Annotated in this window: 13 protein-coding genes; 7 read left to right on the forward strand and 6 right to left on the reverse strand. The window is 72.1% G+C overall.

Annotation, left to right across the window (positions count from 1 at the left end; all coding sequences use genetic code 11):
- The first annotated feature begins 209 nt into the window (after positions 1 to 209).
- Positions 210 to 1151 (forward strand): cation diffusion facilitator family transporter, encoded by a 942-nt coding sequence (locus tag AB0P24_RS25285; RefSeq protein ID WP_365797639.1) that lies wholly within the window; start codon positions 210 to 212, stop codon positions 1149 to 1151.
- 201 nt (positions 1152 to 1352) lie between these two features.
- Positions 1353 to 1946, forward strand: coding sequence for an isopentenyl-diphosphate Delta-isomerase (idi, locus tag AB0P24_RS25290; protein WP_365797641.1), 594 nt, complete (start codon positions 1353 to 1355; stop codon positions 1944 to 1946).
- A gap of 6 nt (positions 1947 to 1952) precedes the next feature.
- On the opposite strand, the gene AB0P24_RS25295 is transcribed toward idi, so the two are convergent.
- Complete coding sequence (locus tag AB0P24_RS25295) at positions 1953 to 2447, reverse strand: ATP-binding protein (protein WP_365797746.1); 495 nt, start codon at positions 2445 to 2447, stop codon at positions 1953 to 1955.
- Between the two features lie 279 nt (positions 2448 to 2726).
- On the opposite strand from AB0P24_RS25295, the gene AB0P24_RS25300 reads away from it, so the two are divergent.
- Positions 2727 to 3482, forward strand: coding sequence for an enoyl-CoA hydratase/isomerase family protein (locus AB0P24_RS25300; RefSeq protein ID WP_365797643.1), 756 nt, complete (start codon positions 2727 to 2729; stop codon positions 3480 to 3482).
- Here the strand turns inward: AB0P24_RS25300 and AB0P24_RS25305 are convergent.
- Positions 3454 to 3666, reverse strand: a complete 213-nt coding sequence (locus AB0P24_RS25305) for a hypothetical protein (RefSeq protein ID WP_365797645.1) — start codon at positions 3664 to 3666, stop codon at positions 3454 to 3456. The two genes, AB0P24_RS25300 and AB0P24_RS25305, sit on opposite strands and share 29 nt — an antisense overlap.
- Here AB0P24_RS25305 and AB0P24_RS25310 point away from each other — a divergent pair.
- The 3 genes from AB0P24_RS25310 (at position 3665) to AB0P24_RS25320 (ending at position 8139) form a co-directional block, all read left to right on the forward strand.
- Positions 3665 to 4534, forward strand: a complete 870-nt coding sequence (locus AB0P24_RS25310; RefSeq protein WP_365797647.1) for a hypothetical protein — start codon at positions 3665 to 3667, stop codon at positions 4532 to 4534. The two genes, AB0P24_RS25305 and AB0P24_RS25310, sit on opposite strands and share 2 nt — an antisense overlap.
- Positions 4535 to 4999: 465 nt before the next feature.
- Complete coding sequence (locus AB0P24_RS25315) at positions 5000 to 7387, forward strand: Tex family protein (protein WP_365797649.1); 2388 nt, start codon at positions 5000 to 5002, stop codon at positions 7385 to 7387.
- A gap of 152 nt (positions 7388 to 7539) precedes the next feature.
- Positions 7540 to 8139: a DinB family protein gene (locus tag AB0P24_RS25320; protein WP_365797651.1), complete on the forward strand. Its 600-nt coding sequence runs from the start codon at positions 7540 to 7542 to the stop codon at positions 8137 to 8139.
- Between the two features lie 69 nt (positions 8140 to 8208).
- Here AB0P24_RS25320 and AB0P24_RS25325 read toward each other — a convergent pair whose 3' ends face one another.
- The 3 genes from AB0P24_RS25325 to AB0P24_RS25335 all read right to left on the reverse strand — a co-directional run bounded on the left by AB0P24_RS25325 (position 8209) and on the right by AB0P24_RS25335 (position 11527).
- Positions 8209 to 8685: a DUF1003 domain-containing protein gene (locus tag AB0P24_RS25325; RefSeq protein ID WP_365797653.1), complete on the reverse strand. Its 477-nt coding sequence runs from the start codon at positions 8683 to 8685 to the stop codon at positions 8209 to 8211.
- 136 nt (positions 8686 to 8821) lie between these two features.
- Entirely contained in the window at positions 8822 to 10468 is a 1647-nt protein-coding gene (locus AB0P24_RS25330) for an ABC-F family ATP-binding cassette domain-containing protein (RefSeq protein WP_365797655.1), read from the reverse strand.
- 36 nt (positions 10469 to 10504) lie between these two features.
- Complete coding sequence (locus tag AB0P24_RS25335; protein WP_365797657.1) at positions 10505 to 11527, reverse strand: oxidoreductase; 1023 nt, start codon at positions 11525 to 11527, stop codon at positions 10505 to 10507.
- A gap of 65 nt (positions 11528 to 11592) precedes the next feature.
- Here AB0P24_RS25335 and AB0P24_RS25340 point away from each other — a divergent pair, with 65 nt between their 5' ends.
- The gene (locus AB0P24_RS25340; RefSeq protein WP_365797659.1) at positions 11593 to 12540 is read left to right on the forward strand and encodes an FAD-dependent oxidoreductase; all 948 of its coding nucleotides are present in this window, start codon (positions 11593 to 11595) and stop codon (positions 12538 to 12540) included.
- Positions 12541 to 12544: 4 nt separating this feature from the next.
- Here the strand turns inward: AB0P24_RS25340 and AB0P24_RS25345 are convergent, their stop codons facing one another.
- Positions 12545 to 14497, reverse strand: coding sequence for a Xaa-Pro dipeptidyl-peptidase (locus tag AB0P24_RS25345; protein WP_365797661.1), 1953 nt, complete (start codon positions 14495 to 14497; stop codon positions 12545 to 12547).
- Positions 14498 to 14665: the final 168 nt, after the last annotated feature.

Here is a 14665-nt window from a genome sequence, read left to right on the forward strand (position 1 = left end):
ATTGGGGACACCGGTCCATGGCGGCGCATCCCCGTCCGGCCGGCCGCCCACGCGGCGCGCCCCCTCACGGAAGGCAACTGAGGCCACCCTGACCTGCGGTTCGTTTCCGCAGGTCAGGGCACATGACAACGGTGTTCAGTGCCGCGTTGCCGGATACCCCCCACCCGTAGTTCACTGTGAGCCCGGGCGGAACACAGGAGGCGTATCTCATGGGGGCAGGGCACGACCACGGTCACGGCCACGACCACGCGCCGCCCACCGGTACGGCCGCGGCGGCGTACCGCGGACGGCTCCGGGTGGCGCTCGCCATCACCCTCGGGGTGATGATGGTCGAGGTCGTCGGCGGTCTGCTGGCCGACTCGCTGGCACTGATCGCGGACGCGGCCCACATGGCGACCGACGCCCTGGGCCTCGGCATGGCCCTGCTGGCGATCCACTTCGCCAACCGCCCGCCGAGCACCAACCGCACCTTCGGACTGGCCCGCGCCGAGATCCTCGCCGCCCTGGCGAACTGCCTGCTGCTGCTGGGGGTCGGCGGCTATGTGCTGTTCGAGGCGGTCCAGCGGTTCGTCACGCCCGCGGACACCCGTGGCGGCCAGATGATCGTGTTCGGTCTGATCGGGCTGGTCGCCAACATGATCTCGCTCACGCTGCTGGTGCGCGGCCAGCAGGAGAGCCTGAACGTGCGCGCCGCCTTCCTGGAGGTGGCGGCCGACGCGCTGGGCTCGCTGGCGGTGCTGATCTCGGCCGTGGTGATCCTGACCACCGGCTGGCAGGCGGCCGACCCGATCGCCTCGCTCGTCATCGGCCTGATGATCGTGCCGAGGACGTTCAAGCTGCTGCGCGAGACCCTGAACGTCCTGCTGGAGGCGGCACCGCGGGATGTCGACATGGCGGAGGTGCGGGCGCACATCCTGGCGCTGGACGGCGTGGAGGACGTCCACGACCTGCACGCCTGGACGATCACCTCGGGGATGCCGGTGCTGTCGGCGCACGTGGTGGTCCGCTCGGACGTGCTCAGCGCCATCGGGCACGAGAAGATGCTGCACGAGTTGCAGGGCTGCCTGGGCCACCACTTCGACGTGGAACACTGCACCTTCCAACTGGAGCCGGGCGGACACGCGGAGCACGAGGCCCGGCTCTGCCACTGACCCCGTCCGGCCGGGTCCTGGACGAGGCGCTCCGCACTGCCCCGGCGTCCTTGCGTTCGAGGGCCCCGGGCGGTTCCCTCCCACACCCGTAGGGCACGATCAACTACCGGGTCCCTCTTCCGGCGTGCCCGTGCCGGGAAGTGCCGGGAGTGTCGGATTCGTACGGCAGACTTGGTACGAAGACCGAGGCGAAGGATGGGTATGCCGATCACACCTGCCACCGCGACGCACAGCACGTCGGAAGGGACCGCAGACGCGATTTTCCTTGAACTCGTCGACGAGAAGGGTCTGACCATCGGCACCGCCGAGAAGATGGCCGCGCATCAGCCCCCCGGGCAGCTGCACCGGGCGTTCTCCGTCTTTCTCTTCGACGAACACGGCAGGCTGCTGCTCCAGCAGCGGGCGCTGGGCAAGTACCACTCCCCCGGTGTGTGGTCCAACACCTGCTGCGGTCATCCCTACCCCGGTGAGGCGCCCTTCGCGGCGGCGGCCCGGCGGACCTTCGAGGAGCTGGGGGTCTCCCCGTCGCTGCTCGCCGAGGCGGGCACGGTCCGCTACAACCACCCGGACCCGGCCTCCGGCCTGGTCGAGCAGGAGTTCAACCACCTGTTCGTCGGCATGGTCCAGGCGCCGCTCGCGCCGGACTCCGACGAGGTCGAGGCGACCGCCTTCGTGACGGCCGCCGAGCTGGCCGAGCGGCACGCCCAGGACACCTTCTCGTCCTGGTTCATGACCGTGCTGGACGCGGCCCGCCCGGCGATCAGGGAGCTGACGGGCCCGTCCGCCGGCTGGTGAGACCCCTCAGGGCAGCGTCGCGGGTTTGAGCGGCAGGGCGGCCCAGATCACCTTGCCGCCACTCGACGTGTGCTCCACGTCCACCACCCCGCCCGCCTCCCGGGCCACCTCCCGCACCAGCAGCAGCCCCCGGCCGCCGGTCTGGCCATGGTCGGCCTCCAGGGCGGTCGGGCGGTAGGGGTGGTTGTCCTCCACCGACACCCGCACCCACTCGGCGCCGACGGCGACCTCGACGGCGAGCACCGGCGACAGCAGCGCCGCATGCTTGACCGCGTTGGTGACCAGCTCGGAGACGATCAGCAACAGCCCGTACACCAGGTCCTCCGAGACCGGGACGCCCTGACGCTGGAGCAGGTCCCGTACGGCGCGCCGCGCCTGCGGGACCGAGGCGTCCACGGCGGCGGCGGTGAACCGCCAGACTCCTTCGTACGGCAGCGGATCCGGCGGCGGGGCGCCGCCTGCCTCTGGACGCGGGTCATGCCCGCGCCCGTGGTTCTCCATCGTCCGGTCGCCACCCTCGCGCTCGATTGTCACCACACGTCGAGTGTTGGTACAGACCCGCTCCGCGCCGGAGGACTGAACACAAGTCAGCAACTATCGAACGGATCTGACCGTTGGCGTATGACAAGGTCAGTTGTGGGATGACTCTTGCCCTCCTCGATGCCGACTTCGCGAACTATTCGGGTTGTACGGGTATGGGAACTTTCCGAGCGGGCGGGGGACGGCTCCCGTGAACCACCGGAATTCCGCCTCTTCCCGGCGCGGATACCATCGCGCACCATGGAGCCCCGCCTCGACCACCAGGTCAGAAACGCCGTTGCCACCGTAGTCATCGGCAACGCGGCCAAACGCAACGCGATGACCGCGCAGATGTGGCGCGCCCTCCCGCCTCTCCTCGACGGCCTCGCGGCCGACCCCGCCGTGCGCGCTCTCGTCCTCACCGGCGCGGGCGGCACCTTCTGCGCCGGCGCCGACATCTCCACCCTCCAGGGCTCCCCTGCCGAGGCACAGGCCCTCGCCGCCGCCGCCGAGGAGGCGCTCGCCGGGTTCCCCAAGCCGACCCTCGCCGCGGTGCGCGGCCACTGCGTCGGCGGCGGTTCGCAGCTGGCCGCCGCCTGCGATCTGCGGTTCGCCGAGGAGGGCGCGCTGTTCGGGGTGACTCCGGCGAAGCTCGGCATCGTCTACCCGGCCGCCTCCACCCGCCGCCTGGTGTCCCTGGTCGGCCCTGCCACCACCAAGTACCTGCTCTTCTCCGGCGAGCTGATCGACGCGGAGCGGGCCCTGCGCACCGGTCTGGTGGACGAGGTGCTGCCGCGGGGCGAGCTGGACAAGCGGGTGGCCGAATTCACCCGGATCCTGACCGAACGCTCGCAGTTGACGCAGGCCGCCGCGAAGGAGTTCGCGAACGGCCGCGCGGACCGGGACGCGCACTGGGCGGAGCAGGCGCGCGGCAACGACGACACCACCGAGGGGGTCGCCGCGTTCCTGGAGCGCCGCCGGCCGCGGTTCACGTGGACGGTTCCGCGCCGCGGATGAGGCGGCTCACCGAGCGGAGCCGGTCGACGACCTCGGCGGGCGCCCGGTGCGGGGAGCCCGCGTCGCAGGGCGGCCGCGGGCCGTACTCGACCCCCAGCTCCTCTGCCCTGCCGGACGGCGTACCGGGTCCGCATCGGGCCGGGCACTGGAGTCCGTACCAACCAGTCAGTAGCGTGCGGCTCATGACAACCGCCTTCCTGGAGCCGCTCGCCGGCCGCCGCTGCCAGTCCCTGCTCAATTCCCTGCACGCGACCCACTTCTTCAGCCCCGAGCTGGCCGAGGAACTGGCCGCGCTCGGCGTCACCCACCCGCGGGCCGTCAATTTCGCGGTGCGGGCGGCCGCGCTGGGGCCGGTCGGAGCCGGCACGGTGACGGCGACGTTCTACAACTACAAGTACGAGCTGGTGGCCCGGCATGTGCCGGCCGTCTGGGAGATCGCGTCCCCGAAGGACGTCCTCGCCGCCCGCGCGCGTGCCGTCGACGCGTCGCTGCGGAGGCTGCTCGGCGCGGACGCGGTGGCGTCCGAGGCGATGGCCGAGGCGGCGCGGCTCGCGCTGCGCGCCACCGAGGCCTGCGCGCGCCCTGGCCGCCCGCTGTACGCCGCCCACGCGGACCTGCCGGTGCCTCAGGAGCCCCACCTCGCCTACTGGCACGCGAGCACGCTGCTGCGCGAGCACCGCGGCGACGGGCACCTCGCGACGCTGCTGGCGGCCGGGCTGGACGGGCTGGAGGCGGTGGTGACGCATACGGCGACCGGCAAGGGCATGGCCCCGAAGTGGGTGTTCGCCACCCGTGGCTGGAGCCAGGACGACTGGGACGCGGCGGTGGCTCGGCTGCGCGAGCGCGGCCTGCTCGACGGGGCGGGCGAGCTGACCGAGGCGGGGGTGGCCCTGCGCGCGGACATCGAGGCCGAGACGGACCGTCTGGACCGGGCACCGTACGAGCACCTGGGAGCCGACGGCGTGACCCGCCTGACGGAACTGGCAGTGACCTTCGCTAGGGCCGCGGTGGCCGCCGGAGCGTTCCCCGCGGACCTTGTCGGCAAGGCCTGACGGGACCGAGGGCCGGGGCGGTTCCGGCACCGCCGGACACCGCCGTCGGGGCTGAGCGCCGCCGCGGCGGAAACATCGGAACCGGCGGATCGCGACACCGCCTACGCTCAGCACCGCTGCGGCCGAACCCCGGGACCAGCGGATCGCGACCCCGCCCGACAACACCGCCCACTCTCAGCACCGCTGCGGCCCAACACCAGGACCAGCGGAGCGCGACACCGCCCGACAACACCGTCCAGGCTCAGCACCGCTGCGGCCGAACGCGGGGACCGGCGGGTCGTGGGGAGCGGGTGATCGAGGTGGGGTGATTTGTTCGGCTCGTTGAATCAGGTGTGCGGGTGGTTTTTCGGGTGGGCGGGGGAATCGGGGAGAGTCCGTGTCGCGGAAAGGCGCCCTGGGGCCCGGTTGTCGGTGTCACCTGCCACAATTGCGGCGCAACCTCAGTGGAGAAGGCGGTACGGGATCGTGACGACACCCGGGTCCCTGGTTCCAGGGTCCATCGAAGGCAGGATCGCCGAGGAGCTCGGCGTACGGGAGCGGCAGGTCAAGGCTGCCGTGGAGCTGCTCGACGGCGGTTCGACGGTGCCCTTCATCGCCCGCTACCGCAAGGAAGCGACCGAGATGCTCGACGACGCGCAGTTGCGCACGATCGAGGAGCGGCTGCGCTATCTGCGGGAGCTGGAGGAGCGGCGGTCGGCGATCCTGGAGTCGGTGCGGGAGCAGGGCAAGCTCACCCCCGAACTGGAGGCGCAGATCCGGGGCGCCGAGACCAAGGCGCGGCTTGAGGACATCTACCTGCCGTACAAGCCGAAGCGGCGGACCAAGGCGCAGATCGCCCGGGAGGCCGGCCTGGAGCCGCTGGCCGAGGGGCTGCTCGGGGACCCGGGGGTGGAGCCGCTGGCGGCCGCCGCGGCCTTCGTCGACGCCGACAAGGGCGTCGCCGATCCGCAGGCCGCCCTGGACGGCGCCCGCGCGATCCTCACCGAGCGGTTCTCGGAGGACGCCGACCTCATCGGTGAGCTGCGTGAGCGGATGTGGGTGCGCGGCCGGCTCGCCGCCAAGGTGCGGGACGGCAAGGAGGAGGCGGGCGCGAAGTTCGCCGACTACTTCGACTTCGCCGAGCCGTTCACCGACCTGCCCTCGCACCGCATCCTGGCCATGCTGCGCGGCGAGAAGGAAGAGGTCCTCGACCTCGTCCTGGAGCCGGAGGAGCCGACCGAGGGCCCGTCCTCGTTCGAGGGAATCATCGCCCACAAGTTCGGGATCGCCGACCGCGGCCGGCCGGGCGACAAGTGGCTGTCGGACACGGTCCGCTGGGCCTGGCGCACCCGCATCCTGGTCCACCTCGGCATCGACCTGCGGCTGCGCCTGCGTACGGCCGCCGAGGACGAGGCGGTCGACGTCTTCGCGGCGAACCTGCGCGACCTGCTGCTCGCCGCTCCGGCCGGCACCCGGGCGACGCTGGGCCTGGACCCCGGTTTCCGGACCGGCGTGAAGGTCGCCGTCGTCGACGCCACCGGCAAGGTGGTCGCCACCGACGTCATCTACCCGCACGTCCCGGCCAACAAGTGGGACGAGGCGATCGCCAAGCTGGCCCGGCTCGCCAAGGAGCACGCGGTCGAGCTGGTCGCGATCGGCAACGGCACGGCGTCCCGCGAGACCGACAAGCTCGCCGGTGAACTCATCACCAGGCACCCGGACCTGAAGCTCACCAAGGTGATGGTGTCCGAGGCCGGCGCGTCCGTGTACTCGGCGTCCGCGTTCGCCTCCCAGGAACTGCCCGACATGGACGTGTCGCTGCGCGGCGCCGTGTCGATCGCCCGCCGGCTCCAGGACCCGCTGGCCGAGCTGGTGAAGATCGACCCCAAGTCGATCGGCGTCGGTCAGTACCAGCACGACCTGTCCGAGGTGAAGCTGTCCCGCTCGCTCGACGCGGTGGTCGAGGACTGTGTGAACGGCGTGGGCGTGGACGTCAACACGGCGTCCGCACCGCTCCTCGCCCGCGTCTCGGGCATCACCTCCGGGCTCGCCGAGAACATCGTCACCCACCGCGACGCCAACGGCCCCTTCACCTCCCGGAGCCAGCTGAAGAACGTGGCCCGGCTCGGCCCGAAGGCCTACGAGCAGTGCGCGGGCTTCCTGCGCATCCGTGGCGGTGACGACCCGCTGGACGCGTCGAGCGTCCACCCGGAGGCGTACCCCGTCGTACGGCGCATGGTGAAGACGTCGGGCCAGGAGGTGGCCGCGCTCATCGGCAACACGGGGGCGCTGCGCTCGCTGCGGCCGACGGACTTCGTGGACGAGACGTTCGGTCTGCCGACGGTCACCGACATCCTCAAGGAGCTGGAGAAGCCGGGGCGCGACCCGCGTCCGGCCTTCAAGACGGCCACCTTCAAGGAGGGCGTCGAGAAGATCTCCGACCTGTCGTCCGGGATGGTCCTGGAGGGGGTCGTCACGAACGTGGCGGCGTTCGGCGCGTTCGTCGACGTCGGTGTGCACCAGGACGGCCTGGTCCATGTCTCCGCGATGTCCAAGACGTTCGTCAAGGACCCGCGGGACGTGGCGAAGCCGGGTGACATCGTCAAGGTGAAGGTCCTCGACGTGGACATCCCGCGCAAGCGGATCTCGCTGACGCTGCGGCTGGACGACGAAGCGGCTCCGCCTCAGGGTGGCCGGCAGGGCGACGGCGGCGAACGGCGCCAGCGGGGCGGGCGTCCGCCGCAGCAGCGGCAACAGCAGCAGCGGCAGGGGGGCGGCGCTCGGCAGGCTTCGGCGCCGGCGCCCGCGAACAGTGCGATGGCCGATGCTCTGCGCCGGGCCGGGTTGCTGGGAGGGAAGGACGGGAAGCGCTGAGGGTGCCCGCCGGGGGCGGTGGGGAGCTGCGGGCTCGTTGTGGCCGGTCGCGCAGTTCCCCGCGCCCCCGGAGGGGCGCGTTTCCCTCGCCGGTGCCGTCTCGCGCCGCGTAATTCCGTGGACAACGATCTCCTGATCCGAAGACTGGTGCCATGACTGGCTCAGACTTCAAGGCCGATCTGCGGACCTACCTCCAGGACGCCCGGGACGTGCTGTTGTGGAAGCTGGAGGGGCTGTCCGAGTACGACATCCGACGGCCGCTGACGCCCACGGGCACGAATCTGCTGGGCCTGGTCAAACATCTCGCAGGTGCCGAGGCCTGGTACTTCGGGGCAGCCTTCGGACGGCCCTTCGACGGGGCACCACCGCTGTGGTTCACCGGTGACACGGAACCCAACGGAGATCTGTGGGCGCGGGCCGACGAGACGCGTGCGGCGGTGGTCGGCGGGTACCGGCGGGTCTGGACCCACTCGGACGAGACGATCGCGGCGTTGCCCCTGGACGCGGTCGGGCACCTCCCCGTCGATCCGCCGCGGGAGATCACCCTCCACCGCGTCCTCACGCACATGGTCGCCGAGAGTCAGCGGCACGCCGGTCACGCCGACATCGTGCGTGAACTCCTCGACGGCTCGACGGGACAGCGGGCGGACGGCAGCAATACGGCGCCCGGCGACGCGGCGGCCTGGGCCGAGCACCGGGACCGGGTGGAGCGGGCGGCCGAGGAGGCCGGGCGGGGCGGTCGGTGGACGTAGGACGTTCCACGCGGCCGGAGTTCCGCGTACGCGTCGGATGACCGTACGCGGACGCAGTCGGCCGAAAGATCATGTGTCCTTCGCAGGCCGGGCGGTGCCGTTCATCCGGGCCCGGTTCTCCGCGAGCAGTTCCTGGACGCGCCGCTCGACCTCCACGGGGTCGACGCCGAGGGCCTGGCCCATGTGGACCGACCACACCTCCGAGCGCACATTGGTCTCGAAGTCGAGGTCGGCGCGGACGTTCTCGCGGGCGGCCTGGCGGTTCTGGCTCACCATCACGAAGGTGGACAGGAAGATCGCCTCCAGGCTCACGATCATGGTGAGCAGGCCGAAAGGGAACGGGTCCCAGACCGCCCCGTCGCCGAACACCCCCTCGTTGCAGACGATCCAGACCGCGAACCACAACGCGTGCAGGTACACGAAGGTCATGGTCCCGGAGAAGGCGGTGACGGCGTCCGCGATCCGGTCCTGGGTGCCGCGCATGCGCGCGAGGACGTCCTGTTCGTGCACGATCCGCGCGGCCGGCCGCTTGGGCGATATGGCCATGGCCCCTCCCTGTCCGATGATCCGACTCGGGTCGGAGCGTACGTTGAGGGGGCCGATGGCGCCGGAGGGGGTGCCGGGTTGGATTGTCCGGCGGCTGCGGGCGGGTGGGGGCTGGTCGCGCAGTTCCCCGCGCCCCTTACGGGGCGCGTTCCGTCACCTTGCCCGCTGCCACCTCCAGGCGGCGGGTGACCCGGACCGCGTCCAGCATGCGGCGGTCGTGGGTGACCAGGAGGAGGGTGCCCTCGTAGGAATCGAGCGCCGATTCCAACTGCTCGATGGCAGGCAGGTCGAGGTGGTTCGTCGGCTCGTCCAGGACGAGGAGGTTGACGCCGCGGCCTTGGAGCAGGGCCAGCGCGGCGCGGGTCCGCTCCCCCGGTGACAACGTGGCCGCGGAGCGCAGCACGTGGTCCTGTTTGAGGCCGAACTTGGCCAGGAGGGTACGGACTTCGGCCGGTTCGGTGTCCGGTACGGCCGCGCCGAAGGCGTCCAGCAGGGACTCGTTGCCGTGGAACAGCTTGCGGGCCTGGTCGACCTCGCCGACCAGCACGCCCGAGCCGAGGGCCGCGTGCCCAGCGTCCAGTTCCACCCGGCCGAGCAGCGCGGCGAGCAGTGTCGACTTGCCCGCGCCGTTCGCGCCGGTGACCGCGACCCGGTCCGCCCAGTCGATCTGGAGGGACACCGGCCCGAAGGTGAAGTCCCCGCGGCGTACCTCCGCGTCCCGCAGGGTGGCGACGACGGCGCCGGAGCGCGGGGCCGCCGCGATCTCCATGCGCAGTTCCCACTCCTTGCGGGGCTCCTCGACGGCCTCCAGGCGTTCGATCATGCGCTGGGTCTGGCGGGCCTTGGCGGCCTGCTTCTCGCTGGCCTCGCTGCGGAACTTGCGGCCGATCTTGTCATTGTCGTTGGACGCCTTGCGGCGGGCGTTCTTGACGCCCTTGTCCATCCAGGAGCGCTGCATCTGGGCGCGGTCCTGGAGGGCGGTCCTCTTGTCGGCGTACTCCTCGTAGTCCTCGCGGGCGTGCCGACGGGCCACGTCACGTTCCTCCAGGTAGGCGTCGTAACCGCCGCCGTAGAGGTTGATCTGCCGCTGGGCGAGGTCGAGTTCGAGGACCTTGGTGACGGTGCGGGTGAGGAACTCGCGGTCGTGGCTGACGACGACCGTGCCGGCGCGCAGGCCGGTCACGAAGCGTTCGAGGCGCTCCAGGCCCTCCAGGTCGAGGTCGTTGGTGGGCTCGTCGAGGAGGAAGACGTCGTAGCGGGAGAGCAGGAGGGAGGCGAGTCCGGCCCGGGCGGCCTGGCCGCCGGAGAGGGCGGTCATCGGCTGCTCGAGGTCGACGGCCAGGCCGAGGGAGTCGCAGACCTCCTCGGCCCGCTCCTCCAGGTCGGCGCCGCCGAGGTCGAGCCAGCGCTCCAGGGCGGTGGCGTAGGCGTCGTCGGCGCCCGGTGCCCCGTCGACCAGGGCCTGGGTCGCCTCGTCCATCACGCGCTGTGCCTCGGCGACGCCGGTGCGCCGGGCGAGGAAGGCGCGGACGGTCTCGCCGGGCCGCCGCTCCGGCTCCTGGGGCAGGTGGCCGACGGTCGCGGCCGGCGGGGAGAGCCGCAGTTCGCCCTGTTCGGGGGCGGTGAGCCCGGCGAGCAGCCGGAGCAGGGTGGACTTGCCCGCGCCGTTGGCACCGACCAGCCCGATCACGTCACCGGGCGCGACGACGAGGTCGAGCCCGGAGAAGAGCGAGCGGTCGCCGTGCCCGGCGGCGAGGTTCTTGGCGACGAGGGTGGCAGTCATCAGAACGCCGATCCTAATGTCCGCGGGGCAGGGCGGTCAGCGCACCGTCGCCTGCACCAGGACGGTGCCGGACGTGCGGGCCACGACGAAGGACGCGCCTTTGGCCGCCTTGCCGTCCAGGGGGATGCGGTGGCGGCCGGGCTCCAGGACGCCGTCGAAGAGTTCGTGGGCGCGCGGCCGGGAGAGCCGGTCGAGGCGGTACGCCGTGAGCCGCACCCGGCAGGGCGAGGTGACCTCGATGCCGGCCGTGCCGTCGGCGGCGACCAGGCGGGCCAGCCGGCGCTGTGGCAGCGGGCTGCGATCGAGGGCGTGTTCGATCTGGGCGACGAGAAGCGGGACGATCGGGGCGAGGCCGTCGACGTGGGCCACGTCCACCCCCGCCCGCTCGAAGGCCTGGCGTACGGCGGTCCGCTCGGCCTCGCCCACCGTGGGGCCGAAGGCGACGGCACCGTAGCCGCGGAGTTCCTCGGCGGGGACGCCGTCGGCGTCGCGGGTGATGTCGGCCCCGATGCCGATGGTGCGCAGGGCGGCGGCCAGCTTGGCGAGGAGGGCCACGCGGGCGCCGATCAGCAGCACCCGGCGGCCGGGCGGCGGGACGGACTCCGCCAGCAGCGCGCCGAGGGCCTCACGGTACTCGGGGCCGCGGAAGCGGAAGGGGCCGATGCCCTGGTAGCCGTTCAGCTCCAGGTCGGCGTGTTCGCCGGTCTGCCAGGCGAACTCCCGCCAGACGTAGTCGTCGCCGTCGTGCTCGATGACCGCGGTGACCGCGCCGCAGGCCAGGTCCTCGCACTCCGGGCAGCCGTAGATGACGTACCGGTTGTCGGGCAGCGGTGCCTCCGACTCCAGGAGGAGGCTGCGGACCTGGGCGGTGAAGATCGCGGGCGGGACGTCGGAGGCGAGCGGGGAGACGGCGTCCAGGTCGGAGAGCTGGAACAGCAGCGGGTGGCCGTCGACGACGAAGTCCACGAAGTCCCGGTGGAGCTGGTAGCCGCCGTCGGCGCGGACACCGCCGGCGCGCGTCGCCGGAGCCAGGCCGAAGGTCGCGTATGCGGCAGACATGCTGTGAGTATCCCCAGAGCGGGACGATCTGAGCGCGGCATGACATATTCCGCTAACGTCACCGTGTGCGGTCTGAGCTGAGTGACGAAGTGATCGTGGTCGGTGGCGGGGTCGTCGGACTGACCACCGCGGTGGTGCTGGCCGAGGGCGGGCGCCGGGTGCGGGTGTGGGCCCGGGAGACCGGCGGGCGTACGACCTCGGCGGTCGCCGGCGCGCTGTGGTGGCCGTACCGCATCGAGCCGGAGGCGCTGGTCGGGGAGTGGGCGCTCGCCTCCTTTGTCGTGTACGCGGAGTTGGCGGCGCGGCCGGAGGAGACGGGCGTACGCCTGGTCGAGGGCGTACACGGCGGACAGCGGCTGGACGGGCTGGGTGCGTGGGCGGCTCAGGTGCCGGGGCTGGCCGAGACCGGTGAAGGCCTGGCGGCCCGGCTGCCGTTGATCGACATGCCGGTCCATCTGGGGTGGCTGCGGAAACGGTTGGAACGGGCGGGCGGGAAGGTCGAGGAGCGGGTGGTGGGCGACCTGGACGAGGTGGCCGCGCCGGTCGTGGTCAACTGCACCGGGCTCGGGGCCCGCTCCCTGGTCCCGGATCCGGCCGTGCGGCCGGTGCGCGGGCAGCTGGTCGTGGTGGAGAACCCCGGGATCACCACCTGGTACACGTCCGTCGACGAGGCGGAGGGGGGCGCCTCCGCCTACTTCTTCCCGCAGCCCGGCGGGCTGCTGCTCGGCGGTACGGCTCAGGAGGACGCCTGGTCGCTGGAGCCGGATCCGGAGGCCGCTGCCGGGATCGTGGCGCGGTGTGCGGCGATCCGGCCGGAGATCGCCGGGGCACGGGTGCTGGCGCACCGGGTGGGGCTGCGACCGTACCGGACGGCGGTCCGGCTGGAGCACGAACTCCGGCCGGGCGGGCGGATGCTGGTCCACAACTACGGGCACGGCGGGGCCGGGGTGACGGTCGCCTGGGGATGTGCGCGGGAGGCGGCCGGGCTGGTGGACGCCGGCCCGGCCGCCTGAGCGGTCAGCCGGCGGGGACGCGCTGGACGGTGTGCGGCGCGCGGACGCCGTACAGGGCGGTCGGCTCGGGGGCGGTCCACCGGGTGGCGGTCGCGCGGGTGAACGCGGCCGCGCCGCCGACCAGCGGGACCCTGGCCGTCGTACGGGACAGGTCCACGGTGAGCGTCGGGGTGGTGGACGGCGGATCGATGAGGTCCTTGTCCGTGCCCGCGACGATCAGCGCCAGGCGGTGGCCCTTGGGCACGACGTGGTCGGTGGCCGCCAGGTCGAGTGTGATCGTGTAGGACCTGCCCGGGGTGAGCGGGACGCCCTTGCCGGGGTCGGCGTAGGTGCCGAGGTCGGCCCAGCCGCGGCTGAAGACGGTGTAGTCGACGGCCTTGGTCCTGGCCGCGGTCTTCAGGAAGCACGCGCTGTCGCCGGCCGTGCTCTCGCCCCAGCAGGTGCGGTCGGTGAGGGTGGTGATGCCCTCGGCCGCGTCGGCGTAGTCCCGGATGGTGTCGGGGCCGAGGTCGACCAGGACGGCGGTCAGGTGGGCCGTCGAGGTGGTCGGGACGGCGGTGACGGTCACCTTCGACAAGCCGGACAGGCGCAGGTCACGGGTGAGCGGCGCGGTGAGGAAGCCGGCCTTGTCCGAGGTGGGGGTGGCGAGCTGGGCGGCCCAGTCGGTCTCGCTGTGCCGCGGGTCGTCGGTGAACGTCTCGGTGCCGGAGCCCCGGCTCAGCCCCAGGGTGCCGACGCCGGGCCGGCTGCCGGTGGCGGGGCGCAGGGTGGTGGCCTGCGTGCCACGCGGCGGCCAGACGGAGGAGGTCACCCACTGGTCGGGGTGGCGCTCGATGTCGGCCGTCGGCTCACGGTCGATGCCGTTGTCGTAGCCGAGGAGTGCGTGGTCGAACCAGCGGTGCAGGGTGTCGACCCAGGCGCCGCGCCGGTAGTCGAAGGGGTCCACGTGCCCGGTCTGGGAGAGCCAGATCTTGCGCTCGACGCCGTTGTGGGCGAGGGCGTCCCACCACTGGCCGAAGTGCTTGGTGCGGACGTTGAGGTCCTGCATGCCGTGCACGAGGAAGACGCTGGCCCTGACCTTGGCGGCGTCCTTGACGTAGTCGCGCTCGGTCCACAGTCCGGTCCAGTCGCCGCTGCGCGGGGCGCCGTCGACCAGCTTCTGCTGGACGGCACCGCACTTGGCGAAGGCCGCGTCGCTCTCCACGGCGCCGGCCAGCCAGTCGGGGCCCGAGTCGTAGAGCGGGGCGCCCTGGGCGAAGTAGTAGTCGTACCAGGAGGAGATGGCGCTGATCGGGACGATCGTCCTGAGACCCTCGACGCCGGTGGCGGCCACGCCGTTGGCGATGGTGCCGTCCCAGCTCTTGCCGATCATGCCGGTCCTGCCGTTGGTCCAGCTCGCCTTGACGGTGGTGGTGCCGGTACGGCTGCGGTACGCCTTGGCGCGGCCGTTCAGCCAGTCGATGACGGCCTTCGCGGACTGGATGTCGGAGCGGCCGCCGACGTCGACGCAGCCGTCGGAGCGGTTGGTGCCGGCCAGGTCGACGCCGACGAAGGCGTAGCCGCGGGGCACGAAGTAGTTGTCGTAGAAGAGCGGCATCTGGACGACGTCGCCGTTCGCGTCGTACGTCTTCACCTGGCTCTCGTTGCCGCGTCCGCAGCAGGAGTAGTAGGGGCTGGCGTCCATGATGACCGGCACCTTGCGGCCCTGCGCGGCGGGTTCCGCGGGCCGGACGATGTCGGCGGCGACGCGGTCGGTCTTCCCGTCGCCGTCGGAGTCCAGGCCGGTGTCCACCCAGACGGCCTCGCGGATGGCGTTCGCGTACGAGTAGACGGGCCGGCTCTCGCGAGGGGTACCGGCGGCCTGGGCCGCGCCCGGGGTGAGGAAGGCGGCGAGCAGGGCTGCGACGGCCGCGACGGCGAGCTGTCTCCAGATCGTGAAGCGCGTGCGTTTCGGCATGCGGCGGACGCTACCTCGGTCAACTCCCGTGCAGAAGGGGGCATCTGGGGGACGGGCGGGACGGATTGCGGCCGAATGGCGATCGTGTGACAGCAGGTGCCATGGACAGGCCAGGTGACACAGGGACTGAATAGGCTCCGAACAGTTTGGTGCTCCATCGACTTGGCG

The sequence above is a fragment of the Streptomyces sp. NPDC086519 genome (assembly GCF_040686075.1).
GTDB classification, from domain to species: Bacteria; Actinomycetota; Actinomycetes; order Streptomycetales; family Streptomycetaceae; genus Streptomyces; species Streptomyces shenzhenensis.